Annotated in this window: 18 protein-coding genes; 10 read left to right on the forward strand and 8 right to left on the reverse strand. The window is 60.8% G+C overall.

Going from position 1 to position 20,890, the window contains the following annotated elements; genetic code table 11:
• The first annotated feature begins 312 nt into the window (after positions 1–312).
• The 6 genes from pxpB (at position 313) to R5N89_RS08725 (ending at position 6,469) form a co-directional block, all read left to right on the forward strand.
• The gene (pxpB, locus tag R5N89_RS08700; protein WP_110567692.1) at positions 313–945 is read left to right on the forward strand and encodes a 5-oxoprolinase subunit PxpB; all 633 of its coding nucleotides are present in this window, start codon (positions 313–315) and stop codon (positions 943–945) included.
• Complete coding sequence (locus R5N89_RS08705; protein WP_110567504.1) at positions 942–1,952, forward strand: biotin-dependent carboxyltransferase family protein; 1,011 nt, start codon at positions 942–944, stop codon at positions 1,950–1,952. Before pxpB ends, R5N89_RS08705 begins: the two co-directional genes overlap by 4 nt.
• Complete coding sequence (locus tag R5N89_RS08710) at positions 1,949–2,710, forward strand: LamB/YcsF family protein (protein WP_110567502.1); 762 nt, start codon at positions 1,949–1,951, stop codon at positions 2,708–2,710. Before R5N89_RS08705 ends, R5N89_RS08710 begins: the two co-directional genes overlap by 4 nt.
• 173 nt (positions 2,711–2,883) lie before the next feature.
• The gene (locus R5N89_RS08715; RefSeq protein ID WP_110567500.1) at positions 2,884–3,816 is read left to right on the forward strand and encodes a DMT family transporter; all 933 of its coding nucleotides are present in this window, start codon (positions 2,884–2,886) and stop codon (positions 3,814–3,816) included.
• A gap of 71 nt (positions 3,817–3,887) precedes the next feature.
• Positions 3,888–5,126 carry an MFS transporter gene (locus tag R5N89_RS08720; protein WP_110567498.1) on the forward strand — a complete coding sequence of 413 codons (1,239 nt, stop codon included), beginning with the start codon at positions 3,888–3,890 and terminating at the stop codon, positions 5,124–5,126.
• Between the two features lie 140 nt (positions 5,127–5,266).
• Positions 5,267–6,469, forward strand: coding sequence for a pyridoxal phosphate-dependent aminotransferase (locus tag R5N89_RS08725; RefSeq protein ID WP_110567496.1), 1,203 nt, complete (start codon positions 5,267–5,269; stop codon positions 6,467–6,469).
• A gap of 136 nt (positions 6,470–6,605) precedes the next feature.
• On the opposite strand, the gene R5N89_RS08730 is transcribed toward R5N89_RS08725, so the two are convergent.
• The 8 genes from R5N89_RS08730 to R5N89_RS08765 form a co-directional block, all read right to left on the reverse strand.
• The gene (locus R5N89_RS08730) at positions 6,606–7,715 is read right to left on the reverse strand and encodes an S-(hydroxymethyl)glutathione dehydrogenase/class III alcohol dehydrogenase (RefSeq protein WP_110567494.1); all 1,110 of its coding nucleotides are present in this window, start codon (positions 7,713–7,715) and stop codon (positions 6,606–6,608) included.
• A gap of 245 nt (positions 7,716–7,960) precedes the next feature.
• Complete coding sequence (gene argE, locus R5N89_RS08735) at positions 7,961–9,121, reverse strand: acetylornithine deacetylase (RefSeq protein ID WP_110567492.1); 1,161 nt, start codon at positions 9,119–9,121, stop codon at positions 7,961–7,963.
• Between the two features lie 87 nt (positions 9,122–9,208).
• Positions 9,209–11,647, reverse strand: coding sequence for a TonB-dependent receptor (locus R5N89_RS08740; RefSeq protein ID WP_110567490.1), 2,439 nt, complete (start codon positions 11,645–11,647; stop codon positions 9,209–9,211).
• A 158-nt stretch (positions 11,648–11,805) separates the two neighbouring features.
• Positions 11,806–13,224: a cytosine permease gene (locus R5N89_RS08745; RefSeq protein WP_244192068.1), complete on the reverse strand. Its 1,419-nt coding sequence runs from the start codon at positions 13,222–13,224 to the stop codon at positions 11,806–11,808.
• A 30-nt stretch (positions 13,225–13,254) separates the two neighbouring features.
• Positions 13,255–14,034 (reverse strand): amino acid ABC transporter ATP-binding protein, encoded by a 780-nt coding sequence (locus R5N89_RS08750; RefSeq protein WP_110567488.1) that lies wholly within the window; start codon positions 14,032–14,034, stop codon positions 13,255–13,257.
• Complete coding sequence (locus tag R5N89_RS08755; protein WP_110567486.1) at positions 14,031–14,741, reverse strand: amino acid ABC transporter permease; 711 nt, start codon at positions 14,739–14,741, stop codon at positions 14,031–14,033. The genes R5N89_RS08750 and R5N89_RS08755 overlap by 4 nt, the downstream gene beginning before the upstream one ends.
• Positions 14,742–14,750: 9 nt before the next feature.
• Positions 14,751–15,617, reverse strand: a complete 867-nt coding sequence (locus R5N89_RS08760; RefSeq protein ID WP_208624626.1) for an ABC transporter substrate-binding protein — start codon at positions 15,615–15,617, stop codon at positions 14,751–14,753.
• Complete coding sequence (locus R5N89_RS08765; RefSeq protein ID WP_208624625.1) at positions 15,614–16,411, reverse strand: phytanoyl-CoA dioxygenase family protein; 798 nt, start codon at positions 16,409–16,411, stop codon at positions 15,614–15,616. Before R5N89_RS08765 ends, R5N89_RS08760 begins: the two co-directional genes overlap by 4 nt.
• A gap of 252 nt (positions 16,412–16,663) precedes the next feature.
• On the opposite strand from R5N89_RS08765, the gene hisC reads away from it, so the two are divergent.
• Genes hisC through R5N89_RS08785 form a run of 4 tightly spaced genes read left to right on the forward strand, consistent with a single transcriptional unit; the run spans position 16,664 to position 20,758 of the window.
• Entirely contained in the window at positions 16,664–17,833 is a 1,170-nt protein-coding gene (gene hisC, locus R5N89_RS08770; RefSeq protein ID WP_110567483.1) for a histidinol-phosphate transaminase, read from the forward strand.
• On the forward strand, positions 17,830–19,230 hold the full coding sequence (locus R5N89_RS08775; RefSeq protein WP_110567481.1) for an FAD-binding oxidoreductase: 1,401 nt from the start codon (positions 17,830–17,832) through the stop codon (positions 19,228–19,230). The genes hisC and R5N89_RS08775 overlap by 4 nt, the downstream gene beginning before the upstream one ends.
• Positions 19,224–19,805 carry a HutD family protein gene (locus R5N89_RS08780; RefSeq protein WP_110567479.1) on the forward strand — a complete coding sequence of 194 codons (582 nt, stop codon included), beginning with the start codon at positions 19,224–19,226 and terminating at the stop codon, positions 19,803–19,805. Before R5N89_RS08775 ends, R5N89_RS08780 begins: the two co-directional genes overlap by 7 nt.
• Positions 19,802–20,758 carry an isopenicillin N synthase family oxygenase gene (locus tag R5N89_RS08785; RefSeq protein ID WP_110567477.1) on the forward strand — a complete coding sequence of 319 codons (957 nt, stop codon included), beginning with the start codon at positions 19,802–19,804 and terminating at the stop codon, positions 20,756–20,758. The genes R5N89_RS08780 and R5N89_RS08785 overlap by 4 nt, the downstream gene beginning before the upstream one ends.
• Positions 20,759–20,890 lie beyond the last annotated feature (132 nt).

Here is a 20,890-nt window from a genome sequence, read left to right on the forward strand (position 1 = left end):
TCAGCTATTGATTTTCATGCTAACGGCCATGAACAACAAGCGCCAAGAGCACTTCGTTCTCACGCCATAACATAATATGATGGCCCGGCTATCATGCTGAGCCATAAGATTATTCAATAGCCTCACAACCACAATTGCACTGGCCATCGTTACGTAAACGGTCATAGTATTGCAGTCGGCACTTCAGGCCGCGAAACCTATATTGTTACGGTTCAGGTTCAATAACCAGCGCCGTTCCAGGGACTGTGTATTTTGAACACGGATATAAAGAACGATGTGGCGCGCGATACCGCCGCGGCGCCTGCCATAAGCATGATCGGCACACGCGCCATGCTGTTCGAGGCGCCGGGTGATTTCACCATGGCCCACCAGCGCCGGGTCTGGGCATTGATGGACGCAGCACAGGCGCGGCCCGACGTGTGCGAACTCATTCCCGGCGTGACCAACCTCATGCTGATCTTTTCCGCCCCGCCCGACAGCCCGCAGGCGGTGGCGGACTGGCTGTGCCATGCCTGGAACACCCTGCCCGAGCGGCACATCGAGGGAAAGCTGTTCGAGATCGGCGTGCGCTATGGCGGCGCGCTGGGCGAGGATCTGGCTGCGGTCTGCGCCCATTCGGGCCTGTCGCCGCAGGACGTCATTTCCATCCATCACGGTAGTGAATACACGGTCTGCGCCATTGGCAGCGCGCCGGGCTTTGGCTACCTGCATGGCCTTGACCCCCGCATCGCAACGCCGCGCAAGACCGTGCCATCGCTGAACATGCAGGCGGGTACCGTCATCATCGGCGGCATGCAGGCTGGCATTTCCGCGCTGACAGGACCGAACGGGTGGAATTCCATCGGGTTTACCGACCTGCGCGTGTTCGATCCGTACAAACAGCCCCCTGCCCTGTTTGCCGTTGGCGATCGCATCCGCTTTTACCCCGAAAGCATCGAGCTGTGATTACGATCCTTGAAACATCCGCCCTGAATACGGTGCAGGATCTCGGTCGCCCCGGATACCGTAATCTGGGCGTGGGCACGTCGGGCGCCATGGATGCGCTTGCCCTGCAGGTCGGCAATATCCTGCTGGGCAACCAGATGGATGATGCCTGCATAGAACTGCAGACCTATCCGTTCGTGCTGCGCTTTGACGCACCCGCCACCTTTGCCGTGACGGGCATGGACGCCGCGATCGAACTTGATGGCCGCACGATCCTGCCGTGGATGGTCGAGACGGCGGCGGCAGGCCAGGTGCTGCGCATCGGGCCGCCCAAGGCGGGCGCGCGCGGCTATATCTGCCTTGCCGGGGGCATTGAGGTGCCGGTGGTGCTGGGCTCGCGCAGCACGCAGTTGCGTGGCGGCTTTGGCGGGCTTGACGGTCGCCCGCTGGAGGCAGGCGATACGCTCAGGACCACGGGTGCCGCGCTGGATGTGGCGGGCTATGGCGCCCTGCCCCCCGCTGCGGTGCTGGATGCCGTAGCAGGCGGGGAGGATGCCAAGGTCATCAACCTGCGCGCGATGCCAGCAACCGATTACACCCTGTTCACACCCGAAGCCCAGCAGCGGCTGTGGGATACCGCCTGGCGCATTACGCCACAGAGCAACCGCGTCGGCTACCGCCTGTCGGGCGCCCCGCTTGAACTGCGCCACCGGGTTGAACTGCGCTCCTATGGCGTGATTGCCGGTATCGTGCAGGTTCCGCCCGCGGGCGAGCCGATCGTGCAACTGGCCGATGCCAATACCGTGGGCGGTTACCCGCGCATCGCCACCGTAATCGAGGCCGATCTGTGGCGACTGGCGCAGGCGCGCATCGGCATGCGCATCCGCTTGCATGAATGCAGCTTTGCCGAAGGTGTTGCCGCCATGCAGCCGGTCAACGCCTATCTTGACGACCTGCGCATGATGGTTGCCCATTACCGCGCATCCGCACGCAGCCGCGCTGGCATGAAATCTGGAGCCAAGGCATGAAGATCGACCTCAATTCCGACATGGGCGAAGGTTTTGGCCGCTGGCGCATTGCTGATGATGACGGGTTGATGGACACCGTCTCATCAGCCAATATCGCCTGTGGTTTCCATGCCGGTGACTACGCCATCATGGACCGCACCGTGCGACTGGCGAAGGAAAAGGGCGTGGGCATTGGCGCCCATCCCGGCCTGCCCGACCTGATGGGCTTTGGCCGCCGCACCATGGCCGTGTCCGATGCAGATATGGAATCCATGATGTGCTACCAGATCGGCGCGCTGCAGGGCATTGCCGCCCGCCACGGCCATCGGGTGACCCATGTCAGTTACCATGCCGCCTTTGGCAACATGGCCAATGCGGATGAGGGCCTTGCCCTGCGCCTGACCCGCGCCATCGCGGCCCTTGACCGGAACCTGAGCGTGTTCTGCATGCCCGGCCAGGCGACCGAGCGTGCCGCCGAGAAGGCCGGCCTGCGGGCACAGACCCTGTTCCTGGCCGATCGTGCCTATACCACGGCCGGCACGCTGGTGCCGCGCGGGCAGCCGGGTGCTGTCATTCACGACCTTGCGGGCGTGCGGGCGCGTGTGAAGCAGTTCCTGCATGACGGATCGGTCACGACCATTGACGGCGCACGCCTGCCGGTCAGGGCGCAGTCCATTCTGGTGCACAGCGACACGCCGGGATCACTGGAACTCGCCCGCGCCATCCGCGCGGAAATCGAGGCAAGCGGGGGCGTGCTGACCCCTGCCTGCCAGCTTTAAGGCCCAGGCATCCTCTACCCATAAGAATTTTCTATTGCACCGCAACGAACGCCTATGACCCGGAATCCGCCCCCTGCGTTACGGTGCCGCAACATGAAGTGCGTGGGGGCACCCGGCAGCATTGATTGATGAAGCGCGCCGCTGTCCATGTCGTGCATTGAGGTACGGATAAAATGAAGCATGACCTGAAACGTGGCGCCCTTCTTCTGGCATCGGCAACGTTTTTTACCGCCGCCCTCAATGCCCTGCAGAAACTGACCGGCTCCACGCTTCCCGCACTCGAGATCATTTTCTTCCGGAACCTGTTTTCGCTCCCCTTCGTGCTGCTGATTGCATCACGCAGCGGCATTGTGCTGAAAACACATCATTTTGGCGGCCATGTCCTGCGCTCGGTGGTGGGCCTGATCAGCATGATCATGGTCGTGATAACCGTGACCCGCCTGCCACTGGCCGAACAGCAGGTCCTGTCCTACACGCAGCCCCTGTTTCTGGTCCTGCTGTCGATACCGCTGTTGCATGAACGGCCCTCGCTCCAGCGCTGGGTTGCGGTCTCGATCGGGTTCTCAGGCGTGATCGTGGTGGCCCTTGGCAAGGGGCTGCTACATGGCCATGCCGCAACAGGCGCTGCCGTGCCCAACTGGGCCTATTTCGTGGCTCTGGCGCAGGGGGCCGTCGGCGCGCTGACCACCATGCAGATACGCCAGCTTTCCGCCACGGAATCCAGCACCACAATCGCCCTGTGGCAGGCCATTCTCATGACGGTCATGACCGCGCTGCCGCTGCCCTTCATCTGGACCACGCCGGGCCTGACCGAAGCGGGCTGCCTTGTTGCCGTGGGTGCCTTTGCCGGTATCGCGCAGGTGCTCCAGACCGAGGCCTTCGCCTCGGCGCAGGTCTCCGCCATTGGCCCGTTTGCCTATTCCGGGCTGCTCTGGGCCGCGCTGATCGGGTGGTTCGGGTTTGGCGAGATGCCCGGCATCGCCATGGGCATTGGCGGGCTGCTGATCATTGGCTCGGGCGTGTGGATGCTGCGCAATGACCGCCCGGCCAGGCAGAAAGTGGTGGCGGAAGGCACGATGGATGCCGCCACCGGCACCCCGCCCTGATCGCCATGCGCCACCCCTCCCTCTCGTAATTCATGGCACACCAGGAGTCCTAAAGCGTGACAACAGGTGAAATGACCACCGACGCCCGAAGCAGGCGCGCAATTCCTGCCCGCTACGTGTTCTTCTTTCTTGTCTTCCTGATGTACGCCATTAGCTATGGCGACCGCGCGGCGCTCTCCATCGCCCTGCCCACGATGGGCAGGGAGTTTTCGCTGACACCGGTGCAGATGGGCTGGGTCTCGTCGAGTTTCCTGTGGTCATATTTCCTGCTCAACCTGCCCTCGACCATCGTGCTCGACATGGTTGGCGCGCGCGCCATCGGCAGCCTTGCTGTGGGCGTATGGTCATTTGCCATGCTGCTCGGTGGCATGGCGCAGAACATTACACAGTTCCTGATGACCCGCGTGCTGCTTGGCGTGGGTGAGGCGCCAACCTTTGGCGTGGGGGCCACGGTGGTGCGCAACTGGGCGCAGCCACGCGAGCGCGGATCGGTCATGACCATGCTGCTCACGGGCATGCAGCTCGGGCTGGCGGGTGGCACGATTGCGGGGGCATACCTGATCACGTTCTTCGGGTGGCGGTGCGAGTTCATGGCGCTGGGCGGCATAGGCATCGCCTGGGCGCTGGTGTGGTGGCTGGTGTACCGTAACCCGAAGGAAAAACCCGATGCCGCCCCACGCAGGCCCATTTCGGCCCGCGAGATCAGGAACCTGTTCCGCTCCTCCTCCTTTCTGGGGATACTGGCAGTGCAGTGCACCCAGAACTACCTGAACTTTCTGGTCATGTCCTGGATGCCGCTGTACCTGATCCATGAGCTGCACATCAACACCACCGGCACGGGCAACAGCACGGCCCTGTGTTATCTGGCCGCAGCCATTGGCGCGGTCGTTATCGGGCGTATTCTGGAACATCTGGTCTTTCGCAGGGGCATTCATCCGCCCAACCGGCGTTTTGTTGTCGTAACCTGCCTGCTCGGCGCCGCCACGATCGGGCTGTTGCCGCAATTTCATACCATGATGCCCATCCTGCTCGTGCTGTCTGGCGCGCTGGCGTGCCTGATGGCGGCGAATGGCGCCAATACCGCGCTGCTGACCGATATGGTGGAAGACGGCAGCAAGATGGGCGCCGTGACGGGCGTGACCCTGACATGCAGCAACTCGCTGGGGCTGCTCTCGCCCATCCTGACCGGGTATATCGTGTCATGGACCGGCAGTTTTGACATGGCATGGTATATATGCGCCGCCGCCCTGCTCATTGCGGGCGGGCTGTCACTTGCCATGGTGCGCAACCCGATCCGGATGGACGGGTAAGGGCAGCATGCTGGCCTTCATAGGATTGTTGTATGGGGCCAGACAATTTTCACCGGTATCTAACCTGTAGCGAAACGATCTACGATCGCTACGACCATCTAATATGCTGTTGCATTGAGTAAAATTGGAGAACGTGTCTGATGCCCGGGTTTGCTGATCGACTGAATGGAATTGGGATTTCGGCTTCGGCCGCGATGACCGACAAGGCATCGGCACTGAAGGCTGAAGGGATGAAGATCATCAGCCTGTCATCGGGCGAGCCGGACTTTCCCACGCCCGAGCATGTGGTGGATGCCGCGATTGCCGCAGCCCGCGCGGGCGATACCAAATACCCGCCGCAGGATGGCAAGCCTGCGCTGAAAAAAGCGGTCCAGGCCAAGTTCCAGCGTGAAAACCACCTTGATTACGTCCTGAACGAGATCCTGGTGGCCAACGGCGCCAAGCAGATCATCTATGATGCCATGATGGCGACGATCAACCCCGGTGACGAGGTGGTCCTGCCCACCCCGAGCTGGATCAGTTATGCCGATATCGCCCGCCTTGCCGGAGCCTCCATCGTTTCCGTGCCCTGCCCTGCCGAAGGCGGGTTCCGCCTCTCGGCCGCAGCGCTTGAGGCCGCCATTACGCCAAAGACCAAGTGGCTGGTTCTCAACTTCCCCGGCAACCCCACCGGCGCGTGCTGCCCGCGCGCGGACATGGAAGCCATCGCCGCCGTGCTGATGAAGCATCCGCAGGTGTGGATCATGACCGATGATATCTACGAACACCTGATCTATGACGGCTTCACCTTCTGTACGATCGCCGAGGTCGAGCCGCGCCTGAAGGACCGTGTCCTCACCGTCAATGGCGTGTCCAAGGCTTATGCCATGACGGGCTGGCGCGTTGGCTATTGCGGTGGCCCGCGCGCGCTCATCGCCGCCATGAACAACATGCAGGGCCAGTCGACAAGCGGCATCAACACGCTGGCGCAGGCGGCGGCTGTTGCAGCCCTCAACGGCCCGCAGGACTTCCTCAAGGACCGCGCGGCTGAATATCAGGCGCGGCGCGACCTGGTGGTTTCCCTGCTCAACGCCATTCCCGGCGTGCAGTGCCATACGCCGCAGGGCGCGTTCTATGTCTATCCCGACATCAGTGGCTGCATGGGCAAGACTTCGGCAGGTGGTCGCCTGATCGCAACCGATGCCGATTTTGTCATGGCCCTGCTTGAAGAACAGCAGGTCGCCTCCGTGCAGGGCGCGGCCTATGGCATGAGCCCGTTCTTCCGCATTTCCTACGCCACGGATACGGACACCCTGCGTGAAGGCTGCCGCCGGATCGCAGCCTTTGTGGACGGGCTGAAGTAAGGTCTGGCCCCGACCAGACAAAACGGCATGGGGCATGGTTATAATGATGTTTCATAACCATGCCCCTTCATCCATGCTTCATACATACATTACAGATGTTGCCCCTGATCCGGTTTAATCAGGGCAACAGACCCGCTCAGTAATGGATGACAGAGCGGATCGACTTGCCGTCATGCATCAGGCGAAACGCCTCATTGATCTCTTCAAGCGGCATGGTGTGTGTAACAAAAGGCTCAAGCTGGATATCGCCCCGCATGGCGTCTTCCACCATGCCCGGCAACTGGCTGCGCCCTTTTACGCCACCAAATGCAGATCCTTTCCAGGACCGCCCCGTAACAAGCTGGAACGGACGGGTGGCAATCTCCTGCCCGGCACCTGCCACACCAATGACAATGGACTGCCCCCACCCACGATGTGCGGATTCAAGTGCAGCCCGCATGACATTGACATTGCCAATACATTCAAAGGTATGGTCCACGCCCCAGTCCGTCATTTCTACAATAACCTGCTGGATCGGCTTGCTATAATCCTTCGGATTAAGGAAATCCGTCGCACCGAATGCTTTTGCCAGTTCAAACTTGTCCGGATTGGTGTCGATGGCAAAAATCCGTCCGGCCTTGGCCTGCCGTGCGCCCTGAATAACAGCAAGGCCGATACCGCCCAGACCAAATACAGCGACAGAATCCCCCGGCTGTACCTTGGCTGTATTATGCACGGCGCCAATCCCGGTCGTCACGCCACATCCCATAAGGCATACATGGCCGGGATTGGCCTGTGGGTTGATCTTGGCCACGGATACTTCGGCCACAACCGTATATTCACTAAATGTAGAGCAGCCCATGTAATGATACAGCGGCTTGCCCTTATAGGAAAAGCGCGTTGTACCATCAGGCATGAGCCCCTTGCCCTGCGTTGCCCGGACCGACACGCACAGGTTTGTCTTGCCAGATTTACAGAACAGGCATGTTCCACATTCCGCCGTATAAAGCGGAATGACATGATCGCCCGGCTTTACACTGGTCACACCTTCGCCCACTTCCATGACAATGCCGGCACCTTCATGCCCCAGCACTGCGGGAAAAAGTCCCTCCGGGTCATCACCGGACAGGGTAAAGGCATCGGTGTGGCATACACCCGTATGGGTGATTTTAATCAGCACCTCGCCCGCACGCGGCGGCTCGACGTCGATCTCGACAATTTCAAGGGGTTTCCGGGCTTCAAACGCAACAGCGGCACGCGATTTCACGCATTTTCTCCTTATTGAATCAGGTCATCCTGCCATGAAAAACAGGCAGGAAACACTAAACCGGGCAATATCGGGGCAGGTATGAAATGACGACCGACCATTCTTGTATCCGGACATCTTTTCTGGCCACGAATATTCCCCGTGCGAGCTAACTTCTGGCGGCAATCCAGCCTACACGAGTACTGCCCGGAGTGCAGGTCCATATTGTGTTGAAGGTATAAAGTAATTCCATTCATATGGAAAAACTAGATAACCAGATTACGCAGAAAATTCTCACACTCAGCCAGTTGCTCCAACGAAACAAATTCGTCTGCCTTATGTGCCTGCATGATCGAACCGGGACCACACACAACGGCGTCAATGCCAACCTGCTGGAACAGTCCCGCCTCCGTTCCGTATGATACGCAGCTACACTGCCAGTTTCCCAGCTTGTTCTTTATATCGTCAACCGCCGTGCATTGCAGCCCGGCCAGGGCAGGCACATTGGCGCGCCGGAACAGGGTCACCCCTGCATCAGGATCATCACGTCGCATTGCCGGTATGATGTCATGATCGATATAGTGCCGGATCGCCTGTTCTATGGCCTCGCCATCTTCTTGTGGCAGGGAGCGGAACTGGAAGCTGAAATCACACAGGTCCGGCACCGTGTTGGTGGACAGGCCGCCTTCAATCGTGCCGACCGAAAACGTGGTGTACGGCGGATCAAAATCCGGGTCCTGCATTTTTTCATAACGGAAGGATGTTGCCATGCCATCAATAAAGTTGATGATTTTGGCGGCATAATTAATGGCGTTCACCCCGTCGGCCGGAGTTGAGGAGTGACACGCCCGGCCATGCACGCGGCATTCAAACACCCGCGATGCCTTGTGCGCGGTAACCGGAGTCATGTCCGTGGGTTCCCCCACAAGGCAGACACGCGGGCTGTAGCCACGCGCCACGATATCACGGATCATGAGCGGCGCGCCGATGCAGCCCAGTTCCTCATCAAACGACAGGGCATAATGAAGCGGATATTGCAGGCGTTTTTGCGCAAATTCCGCAGCAAGGGCGATGGCAATCCCCAGAAAGCCCTTCATGTCGCACGCACCGCGGCCGTACAGCCTGCCGTCACGGATGGTGGCCACGAACGGGTCCGATGTCCAGTTTTGCCCCGCCACGGGCACGACATCCGTATGGCCTGACAGCACAAGCCCGTCATGCAGGCTACCATCGCGCCCCGGCAGGGTTGCAAACAGGTTGGCCTTTGTACCGGACTCGTTTCTTGTCAGTAATACATCCATGCCCAGTGCGCGAAAATGGGCCGCTACTTCCGTAACAAGCGCCATGTTGGAGCAGGAGGAAATACTTTCATGCGCGATCAGGCGCGTGATCCAGTCAAGGGATTGCTGGCTTGGCAGGGCGGTCATGAAAAGGCACGGGCTCCCGAGACAATAAAAAAGCCGGTATATGCCATACGGGCATATACCGACTGCTGTTAGCGATCCTGCACGATATCAGAAGCTCGCGCTGAGCGAACCGAAGAACATCCGCGGTGCCCCCACCAGGAAGGACTGGTAGGCATCCGCCCCCTGCGACAGGCTCATCGGGTTGCCGTTTTCACCCATGGTAGAAATGTAGTGGGAGTTCGACAGGTTGGTTACGCTGAAGGAAAGGATAAGGTCCTTGGCCGGCGCGAGCTTGCGATGCACCGAACCAATCTTGCTGAGGTTGTACTGCACGCCCAGGTTGGCCAGCCAGTAAGACGGCACCTTTACATCCCCCGTATAGCTGTAGTTACGGTGGCTGGTGAAGGTCGCGTCAACATAGGCCGTCAGGCCCTTGTAGTCATAGGACAGGCGGGTCTTGTACATAAAGCGCGGGTAATTGATGACCTGCACGCCCTTGGTGTGATAGTTGATGCCGCCATCCAAAAGGTTGCTGTCATAGGTTGCATGGTTGTAGCTGAAGCTGTTGGTGAACGCCAGGCCGTGGACCGGCATGAGGGTAAGGGCCGCATCTACGCCATCCATGGTGACGCCGCCCACGTTGGCAACGGTTGAAATAGGGTTAATGCCGCCACCCGACGTGATCTGCTGCAGGCGGTTGTTGAAGTTCGTGCGGTAACCATACAGCGACAGCCCGGCATACTGGCTGGAATAGCGATAACCCAGCGCATAGGTCCAGTCCGTTTCAGGATGGATGGAATTACGCTCGGCATTGAACGCGGTCTGCGTTACGGCAAACGGCGAGGCGCAGAGCTTGTAGCCGCACTGTGCGTAGGTATGCACGTTTTCCGAAATATCGAAATACAGTTCATGATGCTTCATGAAATGCCAGTCCGCGCTGATATGCGGCAGGAAAGGCTTGGCGGTGGTCAGGCCAACGCCGCTGGCAAGCTGCGTGCCCGCGCCGTAATAATCCTGGTTGGCATAACCATTGCCAACACGCGTGGTGCTGAGAACGGACTTGAAGCCGAAATGCAGGGCAAGATGCTGGATCGGGCGATAAGTATCCTGCACGAAGGCCGTAAAGGTGTTGGTGTTGTAATCCTGATTATAGATCTGGGCGAACGGGTTCTTCCAGTAGTTCAGCGGGTTGGGCAGGGCCTGCGTCAGCTGGCCGTTGACGATGTTGGGCATCTGGAAGTCATACTGGGGCGACTGGTAGCTGTTGTTTTCATACCATACACCACCGGCCAGCTGGTTCTTGGATGTATCGTAATGCACCTGTGAAATGACGCCAAAACGACGGATGCCAGGGGACTTGCGCAGCTCGGACAGCGGCGAACCGTTGGGCGAGGGATAATAGGGTGTTGTCCATGTGGACTGGGTCGTCTCGCCATGGCCATAGGCCGTGGTGTCCCACGTTACATCGCGTGAAAGCTTGATATGCGCCTTCACGCCGCCAAAATAGTCCTCGCTGTTGAGAACCGCATCGTAATAGGCGGAATCCTGCGGGTCGGCCAGACCGGAGAATGATGAGGGGAAAATGCCATTGGCCGCATTGATCGCAGCCTGCAGGCCGCTCTGCTGGCCGTTATAATAGTTGGTCACGTTGTAACCGGCCTTGCGGATCACTTCCGGCGAGGCATCAGGCGTGGAGAACTGGTGCATGTCGGCCCAGTCGAAATAGGCGGACAGGGAGCTTTCCTCGCCGATGGGCTGCACCAGCTTTGCATTGACCTGCTGGACAAACTGCTCGCCCGTTCCCTTCCAGATCTGACCGTCCTGACGGCTGTAGGATGTATAGAAACGCGTGCCGGTGCGGTTCAGGTCACCACTCTCCAGGCGCACGAACGTGTGATAATTGGCAAAGCTGCCAAAGCCCTGGCTGACCATGCCGCCCATCTTGTGCGACGGATCACGCGAGACATAGGCCATCGACCCACCAAGATTGTTGGTGGCGGCAATATCTTCCGCGCCTGCGGACTGCGACACGTCGATACGCCCGACATTTTCAGACGAAATGGCAAGCAGCGCGTTGAAGCCATTATAGTTTCGCAGCGACTGTTCACCGAGCGGCATGCCATCAAGCGTAAAGCCGATCTCCTGCTGCTGGAAGCCGTGCATGAAGATCTGCTCGGACCAGATATCCACGCCCTGCGCATCGGCGGACTGGAACATGACACCAGGCAACTGCCCGAGCGTCTTGAGCGGGTTGGTGCCTGCTGGTGCCTGTGACAGCAGCTTCTGGCCGACGGTGACCAGCGCGCCGTGGGAGACATGCTTGGACTTGACGTTAAACGTTTCCGACGTGGAGCTGACATAGACCGCTTCCTTGCCAGCGGCAGGCGTGGTCGCGTGCGCGGCGGTGCGGCCGGCGACATGATGCGCCCGGTCGCCTTCCTTCTCGGCGACCTGCGGTACCACCTGCGCCGAGGCAACGCCGGTGCCGATTGTAACGAGCGTGGTGGAAAAGAGACATAATTTCGATAACGAAATGTTCCGCACCATTATTGACCCCTACTTACGACGCTTAACCGCAGGCAGACACCGCGCCCCGTTAGCATGAAATGATGAAAGATGTTCAGCCCGGAGGCCATTGTCTGTCCTGGAAACAGGCTAAGTTGTCTATACGAGTACAGTCAATAAGATTCGTATCGGAATCGCAATCACTCCGTCGTTTTTCCCTGCCCTGTGTTCCGCATGGCCACAGCGTAAACAAGCCCTGTCAGGGCAAGCCCGAACACCCATGACAGATCTGCCCCCCCGAATGCATGGGCAAATGGTCCCATATACAGTTCATTAGCCAGAAACGGCACCTGCACAACCAGCCCGAACAGGTATGACAGCATAGCCCTGAGGTTAAAACGACCATACACGCCCCCATCCGCGGCAAAGAAAGATGGCAGGTCATAGTTGCCATGGCGCAACAGGTAATAGTCGACAAGATTGATGGCCGACCAGGGCACCATGATCGCCATGAGGAGTTCGAGGAAGCCTGCATAGGCCTTGTCGAACTGATCGGACATGACCACCGCCAGCATGGTCGCCACCAGCAGCAGCGTGATCGAGATCGCCACACGCCAGCCACGCCCGAAATGCCGGTGCGGGGCCAGGGTCTGGAACACGGTAATGGAAGAAAGCGCCCCGCAATAAAGGTTCATGGCATTGGCGATGATGATGCCCAGCGACAGCACGCCCAGAACTGGCGCGGCCAGCCAGCCGAGTTCATTGCCCAGCACGGCGGCAACATTGGCGCCCGTTACCACGCCGATCAGCATGGCGACGAACGACCCCAGCACGCAGCCCCAGTAAGTGGCATGGAAGGCCTGCCGCTCCCCCGCCCGGCTGCTCGGCAGGTAGCGTGAATAGTCCGAAACATAGGGCGCGTAGGCAATCTGCCACAGGGCCGCAAGTGACATGGCACCCAGAAAACCCGGCACCGTGTCATGCCCGTCACTGACCCACCACGCGGCGGTGCGCGGTATATGATACAACGCCACCACAAGGCATGTCAGCACGGCCGCACCGCACAGCACCGAGGCGATGCGGGTGGCACCGTGGATGGCCCTGTAGCCCAGCACCGCCGGCACCAGCGAGAGGAACGCCACGATCAGCATGCCCACCGTGCCACCCATATGCCCGTTCATCGTGGCCAGCCCCTGCGCCCCCAGCACAAGGTTGGAGGCGGAAAACCCCAGGAACATGATGACGATCAGGGCCGTCATGGGGGCCGCGCCGATCATGCCGAACTGCGCGCGCGACTGCACCATCTGCGGTATGCCGAGATGCGGCCCCTGCGCCGCATGCAGCGCCATGAACAGCCCCCCTACCAGGTTGCCCACGATGGCCGCGATAATGGCGGTCAGCGGGGTCAGGTGAAATGTCCCGCGCATGACGCCGCCTGTCGTTACGGTCAGCATGGTCATGTTGGCGCCAAACCACAGGGCCAGCAGGTCACGCGCACGGCCGTGCCGTTCCGATGCCGCAACCGGATAGATCGTCTGGAATTCGACGGTTTTCTCGGGCAGGAAATCTTCGGGCAGTTCGGTAAGCTGTTCGATTTTTGTACCTTGCGTGGTCATCATGAAACGGCCCTGTCGGAAAAACGGTTCTGGTCACCCATGAGCAACCTCCATGAAGGTCTGGATACGCGGTGGTGCATTGGGGCCGAATATGTCGGCGGCTGATCCGCTCTCCGCTATGCGCCCCCCTTCGCAGAAGTGGACCGTATGGGCGATCGAGCGCACGAAACGCATTTCATGGGTCACGATCAGCATGGTCATCCCCTCTGCCGACAGGTCGCGGATCACGCCCTGCACCTCCTGCACGAGTTGCGGGTCAAGTGCGCTGGTCGGCTCATCAAAAAGAATCAGCGCAGGCGACATGGCCAGCGCCCGCGCAATGGCGACGCGCTGCTTCTGCCCGCCCGAAAGCTGGTCGGGATAGAAATCCGCGCGCTCCAGCATGCCCACGCGCGCCAGGCAGTCGCGGGCCCTGTCGCGGGCCTCGGCCCGGCCACGACGCAGCACGACCACCTGGCCCTCCACCACGTTTTCCATGACCGTGCGGTGCGAAAACAGGTTGAAGTGCTGGAACACCATGGGCATGCGCGCCCGCGCCGCCTGCAATACACGCGGCTGAGCGATGCGGAAGATGTTGCTGTTGCCATCTTCCGCGCACAGGAACTGCCCGAAGAACGTGATCTCCCCGCCATCGGGCCGCTCCAGAAAATTGAGGCAGCGCAGGATGGTGGACTTGCCCGTGCCGCTCGGGCCGATCAGGCAGGCGATCTCGCCTTCATGCAGGGACAGGTCCACCCCCCTGAGAACGGCGTTGCCCTGAAAGGTCTTGCGCAACTGGCGCACTGTCAGGACGGGAGGCTTTGAGCCGGTCATCGCGCGCCCTCCTTGTCCATGGTCAATGGCACGCTGAGGGTGGCACGCCGGTTGGATGGGGTAAGCCACAGTTCAACGTAGCGGATGATCCGGGCACTGATAAAGCTCATCATGAAGTAGATGATCGCCACCATGATATATGTGTCCATGCTGTCAAACGTGTCGGAAATGACAATCGTGGCATGGCGGAGCAGTTCATTGACCGAAATGAACGATACCAGCGAACAGTCCTTGAGCAGCGCGATGAAATACCCCCCCAGCGTTGGCAGGGAAGCCAGCGCCGCCTGCGGAATGATGACCCGGCAATAAACGGCCACGGGCGACATGCCAAGCGAGATGGCGGCCTCACGCTGACCTTTATCAACCGCCACGATCGCCGCGCGGAACACCTCCGACAGGTAGGCGGCGAGGTTGAGCGTAAGCCCTGCAATGCCCGCCCAGAACGCACTCAGCACGATCCCGGCTTCGGGCAGGGAAAAATAGATCAGCAGCAGTTGCACGATCAGCGGCGTATCGCGCACGACCTCGACAAACGCATCAAGCGGCCAGCGCAGCGTGCGCCGGGGCGACAGCCGGCCCACCGCAAGGAAAAAACCCAGCAGCGTGCCCAGCAGCATCGAGATCAGCGAAAGCTCGACCGTAACCAGCGCGCCCTGAAGCAGGAAAGGGAAATGCTCTGGCACCGCATAAAAGAAAAAATTGTACATGCCGCCCGCTCAGTCCTGTCCGGATGTTTTTACGAGATGGTCCTGCTGCGGTTCCCACACGCCGTAACGTTTCAGGATCGTGCGGATCGTTCCGTCTTCATGCATATCCTCCAGGGCGTGGTTTATCACGGCGAGCAGGTCGGTGCAGGCAGGCCGCACCACAACCCCCTCGCTGCCCAGCCTGTAGGGGGCGGCGGCCTGAGCGCTGGCCCATTTCGGCTTGGGTGTATAGAAAATCGGCCCGCCCACCGTGCGCAGGCCCGCAAAATGCGCCTGCTGCGCGTGCAGCGTGCCCTGATCGACCACAACCGCATCGATCTGCTTGTTGCGCAGGGCAAGGAAGGGGTCGCCAAACGTATCGTAATCCGCGACCGCGGCCCCCATCCCCTGCTCCACCAGGCGGTGGGCCGTGGCGGAATCATTGGTGCCCAGCACGGAACCGATGGTCCTGCCCTTCAGGTCGGCAAGGGAGTGGATGGGCGAATCCTGCGGCACGATCACGTAATCGTACAGCATGAAATACGGCATGGAAAAGCGCACATGCCCCATCACCTCACGCTCCTGCGTGATATGCACGTCGGACAGCACGATATCCCACCGCCTGGCCTTGAGGCCCGGCACGATGGTGGACCATTCCGTAATGACAAACTCCGAGCGGGGCAGCCCCATGCGGCGCGTCAGTTCGGCCAGGAGGTCGGCGTCAATGCCATGATAGACGCCATCATGGTCCTGCCACAGGGAGGGATGCGCGCCAAGCAGCCCGTTGCCCACCCGCATGACCCCTGCCTTGCGGATATCATCCAGACATCCCGCCCGGGCACCTGCCGGCACGCCAGCCGCCAGGAGGCCCAACACAAGCAGGAGGGGCGCCCTCACGCCGGCGCCGTATAAAGGACTGGAAAATCGGGTCCTGCCAGCGAGTCACCATCCTTCAGGGCCAGATGCGCGAAAGGCGGCGAGCCTTTCCCCCCGCGTGAGGCGAAGACCGCGTCATCCCCCACCAGCCGCGCCGAGAAAACGCGCCGCCGGTTGACCGCCCCCGTGGTCGCCGCAGCACCATGAACGGTGCCAAAGTCAAACGCCACGGCATCACCCGGCGCCATGTCCCAGCTCAGGATAGGGTAGTCGCCACGGGCCGAATCGATATCGGGCATGGGCGGGCTGTCATCAACCGCGTAAAGGGGCGTCCCGTCAAAGCGCATGGGCCTGTGGTCGTACCCCCATCGGTGCGAGCCGGCCACGCATTCCAGCGCGCTGGCTGCGGGCACCGGATCGAGGGGGATCCAGAAGCTCACGGTCTGCGGGCCGCTGGCGCAGTAATAGGGGCGGTCCTGATGCCACGGGGTGACAAGCGACGTGCCCGGCTCCTTGACCAGCACATGGTCATGGAAAAAACGCACCTCATGCGCGCCCAGCAGTTCTCCCGCTATCTGGCCGAGGGGAGAATGCTCGACAAAATCGCGGAATTCAGGGATACGCTGCCAGTTGCATAGATCCTGAAAAAAGGGGGCTGAGCCATCTGGCTGGTAGGAACGTTCAAGGGGGCTGGGGTCCGCCATCAGGCGCTCGACGCCTGCGCGCAGTGTCTCGACCCACGGGGCGAATACGCCACGCAGAACGATTGCACCGTTCTTGCGAAAATCCGCCGCCTGTCCGGTCGGGGGAAGCATTGATACTGCCTGGTTCATTTTCTGGCCGTTCCCGATATGAGCGACAATGCAACGATGTTATGTTGTCTGTACAATAAGCGTCAATGCTGATTCGAAATAAAAAAAGGCGTCCGATCCTAAAAATTTAGCGAAATAAGACTGGTTCATCAAAAAGTTATCCAAGACAGATCCGGCCATGCAACCAATTAAATTTCGCTCGACCAACGAAATCTTATATGATTGTATATACATGAACGAACAGGAGATCTGGTCATGTCCGCCAAGCCCGCTTCCATAGCAAAGGTCAATGGTCCTGCATGTCGGCCGGAAGTCGCGCAGCTTGCACCCTATAATGCGGGCCTGAGCACGGAAGCCGTCCGGAGCCGTTACGGTGCAACAACCATTACCAAGCTGGGCAGCAACGAAAACCCTTACGGTCCTGCCCCCGCCGTAGCCACGGCCCTGCAGGAGCTTGTCAAACAGGTCGCACTCTACCCTGAGGCCGACCAGAAGCTGAAGGCCGCGCTCGCGGCAAGGCTGCATGAGCCCGCGTCATGCATCCTGCTGGGCAACGGCTCCGAGCAGATCATCCGCATGATTGCGGAAGCATATATCAACCCCGGTGACCGCGTCGTGACCGTGGTGCCCTCCTTTGGCCTGCACATCATCACCGCCGAGGCCATGGGCGGCAAGGTTGAGGCCGTCCCCATGACACCGGCCTGTACATTCGACCTGCCCGCGCTGATGAAGGCGGTCTCCACCCCGCTCAAGGTGCTGATCTTCGCCAACCCCTCCAACCCCGTGGGCTGCATGATGAAGGCGGATGACATGCGCGCGCTGTTCGCCGCCTGCCCGCCCGACTGCCTGATCGTGGTGGATGAAGCCTATTACGAATATGCCCGCTTCGACGCCGCCTACCCCGATGCCCGCACCATCCTGCGCGAGCAGGAGCGGCCGTGGTTGGTGCTGCGCACCTTCTCCAAGGCATACGGGCTTGCGGGGCTGCGGATCGGGTATGCCATCGGCTCGGACCCGGCAATCATCGATTCGCTTGGCCGAATCCGCGATCCGTTCAACACCAATATCGCAGCACAGCTTGCCGCCCTTGGCGCGCTTGAAGGGCTGGAGCACATGGACCACAGCACGGGCCGCACCGTTGAGGCACGTGAAAAACTCCGTGGCGAGATGGAAGGAATGGGGCTGACGGTAGCCCCTTCCTACGGCAATTTCCTGTTCTTCCGGACCGAGCGCCCGTCGGGCGACATCGCCGAAGCCCTTCTGCATCACGGCGTGATCGTCAAACCATGGAAGGAGGCAGGCTATACACACTGGCTGCGTGTCAGCGTGGGCCTGCCCGATGAGAACGCCCGCTTCCTTGCCGCCCTGCAGGCGGTACTGCACCCTGCTCCTGCCACAGACACCGTTGGAGAATGCGTGAAATGACGACAGCCGACAGCATCGAACAGGCGATTGCCGAACTGCTTCCCCATTTTGGCGAACGCCTGTCACGCAGCCAGTCGGTGTGCGAGCATCATGGCCATGGCGAGGGCTATCACGCCCAACATGCGCCCCAGGCTGTCATCTTTGCCGAAACCACGGAGGACGTGGCCCACGCCCTGCGCGTCTGCAACGCCCACCGTGCGCCAGTCATACCCTTTGGGGCAGGCACGTCGCTTGAGGGGCAGGTCAACGCCATCGAAGGCGGCATATCCATAGACCTGTCGCGCATGACCGGCCTGCTGGAACTCAATACAGGCGACATGGACTGCCGTGTGCAGGCGGGCATCACGCGGCAGGATCTCAACCTGCTGCTGCGTGATGAAGGGCTGTTCTTCCCCGTTGATCCGGGTGGGGAGGCAACCATTGGCGGCATGTGCGCCACGCGCGCGTCGGGCACGGGGGCCGTGCGTTATGGCACGATCCGTGAAAACGTGCTGGGCCTGACCGTGGTGCTCGCCGATGGGCGCATCATGCGCGTGGGCCGCCGGGTGCGCAAATCCGCCATGGGCTATGACCTGACGCACCTCATGATCGGCTCGGAAGGCACGCTAGGCATCATTACGGAGGTGCAGTTGCGCCTGCATGGCATACCCGAGACCATGGCTGCCGCCGTCTGCCAGTTCGAGACACTGGCCGACTGCGTGGAAACGGCCGTGCAGGTCATGCAGATGAGCGTGCCGATCGGGCGCATGGAACTGCTGGATGATGTGCAGATGGATGCCTGCATCCGCTACGCCAAGCTCGATGGCTACCGCCCCATCCCCACCATGTTCTTTGAATTTGAAGGGGGGCCGGAAGCCGTTCGTGAGCAGATCGCGACAGTCGAGGCCATTGCCGACGACAATAACGGCTCAGCCTTTACATGGAGCACCCAGGCACAGGAACGCGCGGCATTGTGGAAGACACGCCACGCCGTATTCTGGGCCTGCCTGGCCTATCGCCCGGGATATACCGGCATCTCGACTGATGCGATCGTGCCCATTTCCGCCCTGACCGAAATGATTTTGGGCGCCAAGCACGATATCGAGGAATCCGGCATTACCGCCCCCATCGTGGGCCATATCGGTGATGGCAATTTCCATACCGTCATGCTTGTGCCGCCGGGCGAGGCGGAAGTGGAAAAAGCCCGTGCGCTGGACCACAAGATCATCGCCCGCGCGCTCTCTCTTGGCGGGTCGGCCAGTGGCGAGCATGGCGTGGGCCTGGCCAAGATCGGGTTCATGCCAGCCGAGCATGATGCGGTAGCACTTGATGTCATGCGCACGATCAAGCGCGCGCTTGACCCGAACAATATCCTCAACCCGGGCAAGCTGCTTCCACCCCCTGCCCCGCCATGCTGAACATCGCGGCACTGGATGCCTTCGCACCACGCCCATGGCGCAACGGGCGGGGCACCACGCGCGAAATCATGGCGCATGATGCCCACCCGGCGCATTTCTGGCGCGTGAGCGTGGCAAGCATCGTGGGCGATGGTCCTTTTTCACTTTTTCCCGGTCTCGTGCGCCATCTGGCGCTTGCCTCCCCCGGCAGGCTGACACTGACCGGGATCGCACCGGGCGGCACGACACTGGAGCGCCCGGGCGACACCATCCGTTTTGACGGCGGCCTTGCGGTCAGTGCGTCATGCCATGGGCAGGCCGTGCAGGCCTTCAATCTCATGGCGGCACCCGCCGTGCCCGCGCGGCTGGAACGCTTTCAGGCTCCCTTCCGCCTGGAACATGCCCATGCGGTCGCCCTCCTTCCCCTTCAGGGTGAATGGCGGACTGAAGGCTGCGACCGCACGCTGCCGACAGGCATGATTGCATGGGGGCAAACCACCAGCGCGACCCGTGTCGCGCCCGTTGCCCCCGCCCTGCCCGCCTGTCTGCTGGCTGTCATCATTTCAACATCCCAAACTGAGAAAGTCATGCCATGAGTGAGCCTGCCGGTCTTCCCATCATTGATCTCGGTCCCGCACGGCAAGGTGACTACGCAACAACCGGCGCCCTGATCAGCCATGCCTTCACCACATCAGGGTTCTGCTACATCCGCAATCACGGCGTGCCGGATGCGGTCATCGACCGCCTGCGGGCCCAGGCGCTGGATTTCTTCCATGCCCCCATGGAAGAAAAACTGACCTGCAAACCCAAGGAAGCGGTGCGCGGCTTCAATGCCCTCAACCGCACGACCATGTACGGCGCGGAACAGCCTGATTACAAGGAGTTCTTCCAGATCGGGCTGGAACTCCCGGCCGATGATCCCGCCGTGCTTGCCGGCCAGCCCCTGCGTGGCCCCAACCAGTGGCCAGCCAGCCGCCCCGCCTTTCGCGACGCCATGATGGACTACTTCAACGCCATCGGGGCATGCGGGCAGGTGCTGCTGCGCGCCGTTGCCCATTCACTTGGCATCGCGCCGGATTTCTTCGTGGGGAAATATGACCGCCCGCTGCAACGCACGCAGGCCATCTGGTACCCACCGCACCCGGCAGAACGCGAGAAAGACCAGTTCGGCGTGGCGCCCCACACCGATTATGGCTGCATTACCCTGCTGTGGCAGGACCAGACCGGTGGGCTTGATGTCATGGGAGCGGATGGTAACTGGATTCCGGCCCCGCCCATTCCGGGCACGCTGGTCATCAATATTGGCGACCTGCTGTGCCGCTGGTCCAACCAGCGTTACAATTCCAACATGCACCGGGTCACGAACCGCTCAGGCAAGGAGCGCCTGTCCATCGCGACCTTCTACGACCCGGATTACGACGCCATTGTCGATCCGCGCGACCTGAACCTGCCCACCGGCACGCAGCCGCTTTTCGAGCCGGTTTCCGCTGGTGATTACATCATGGGCCGCATCCGCGATTCCCAGAAACCCCGCGCCACCAAAGCCTGACCCGCACAGCCCTGCCATGACCCGGCGGGGCTGCCATCAGGCATGCGGGGCGACTTTTGGGGTAATTTTTGGAAAATGACCAAAGGTCCGGGTTGCCGCCTTTTCATGAAGGCGGTGCCCGCAGAAACCTTT

This window comes from Komagataeibacter sucrofermentans DSM 15973 (genome assembly GCF_040581405.1).
In the GTDB taxonomy this organism is placed as follows: Bacteria; Pseudomonadota; Alphaproteobacteria; order Acetobacterales; family Acetobacteraceae; genus Komagataeibacter; species Komagataeibacter sucrofermentans.

Excerpts from the sequence above, each read along its gene's own strand:
- R5N89_RS08750 (WP_110567488.1), bottom strand. The coding sequence starts at position 14,034 with ATGACCGGCTCAAAGCCTCCCGTCCTGACAGTGCGCCAGTTGCGCAAG.
- R5N89_RS08720 (WP_110567498.1), top strand. The coding sequence starts at position 3,888 with ATGACCACCGACGCCCGAAGCAGGCGCGCAATTCCTGCCCGCTACGTG.
- hisC (WP_110567483.1), top strand. The coding sequence starts at position 16,664 with ATGTCCGCCAAGCCCGCTTCCATAGCAAAGGTCAATGGTCCTGCATGT.
- R5N89_RS08775 (WP_110567481.1), top strand. The coding sequence starts at position 17,830 with ATGACGACAGCCGACAGCATCGAACAGGCGATTGCCGAACTGCTTCCC.
- R5N89_RS08745 (WP_244192068.1), bottom strand. The coding sequence starts at position 13,224 with ATGATGACCACGCAAGGTACAAAAATCGAACAGCTTACCGAACTGCCC.
- R5N89_RS08785 (WP_110567477.1), top strand. The coding sequence starts at position 19,802 with ATGAGTGAGCCTGCCGGTCTTCCCATCATTGATCTCGGTCCCGCACGG.
- R5N89_RS08755 (WP_110567486.1), bottom strand. The coding sequence starts at position 14,741 with ATGTACAATTTTTTCTTTTATGCGGTGCCAGAGCATTTCCCTTTCCTG.
- R5N89_RS08710 (WP_110567502.1), top strand. The coding sequence starts at position 1,949 with ATGAAGATCGACCTCAATTCCGACATGGGCGAAGGTTTTGGCCGCTGG.
- R5N89_RS08780 (WP_110567479.1), top strand. The coding sequence starts at position 19,224 with ATGCTGAACATCGCGGCACTGGATGCCTTCGCACCACGCCCATGGCGC.
- pxpB (WP_110567692.1), top strand. The coding sequence starts at position 313 with ATGATCGGCACACGCGCCATGCTGTTCGAGGCGCCGGGTGATTTCACC.
- R5N89_RS08765 (WP_208624625.1), bottom strand. The coding sequence starts at position 16,411 with ATGCTTCCCCCGACCGGACAGGCGGCGGATTTTCGCAAGAACGGTGCA.
- argE (WP_110567492.1), bottom strand. The coding sequence starts at position 9,121 with ATGACCGCCCTGCCAAGCCAGCAATCCCTTGACTGGATCACGCGCCTG.
- R5N89_RS08740 (WP_110567490.1), bottom strand. The coding sequence starts at position 11,647 with ATGGTGCGGAACATTTCGTTATCGAAATTATGTCTCTTTTCCACCACG.
- R5N89_RS08725 (WP_110567496.1), top strand. The coding sequence starts at position 5,267 with ATGCCCGGGTTTGCTGATCGACTGAATGGAATTGGGATTTCGGCTTCG.
- R5N89_RS08715 (WP_110567500.1), top strand. The coding sequence starts at position 2,884 with ATGAAGCATGACCTGAAACGTGGCGCCCTTCTTCTGGCATCGGCAACG.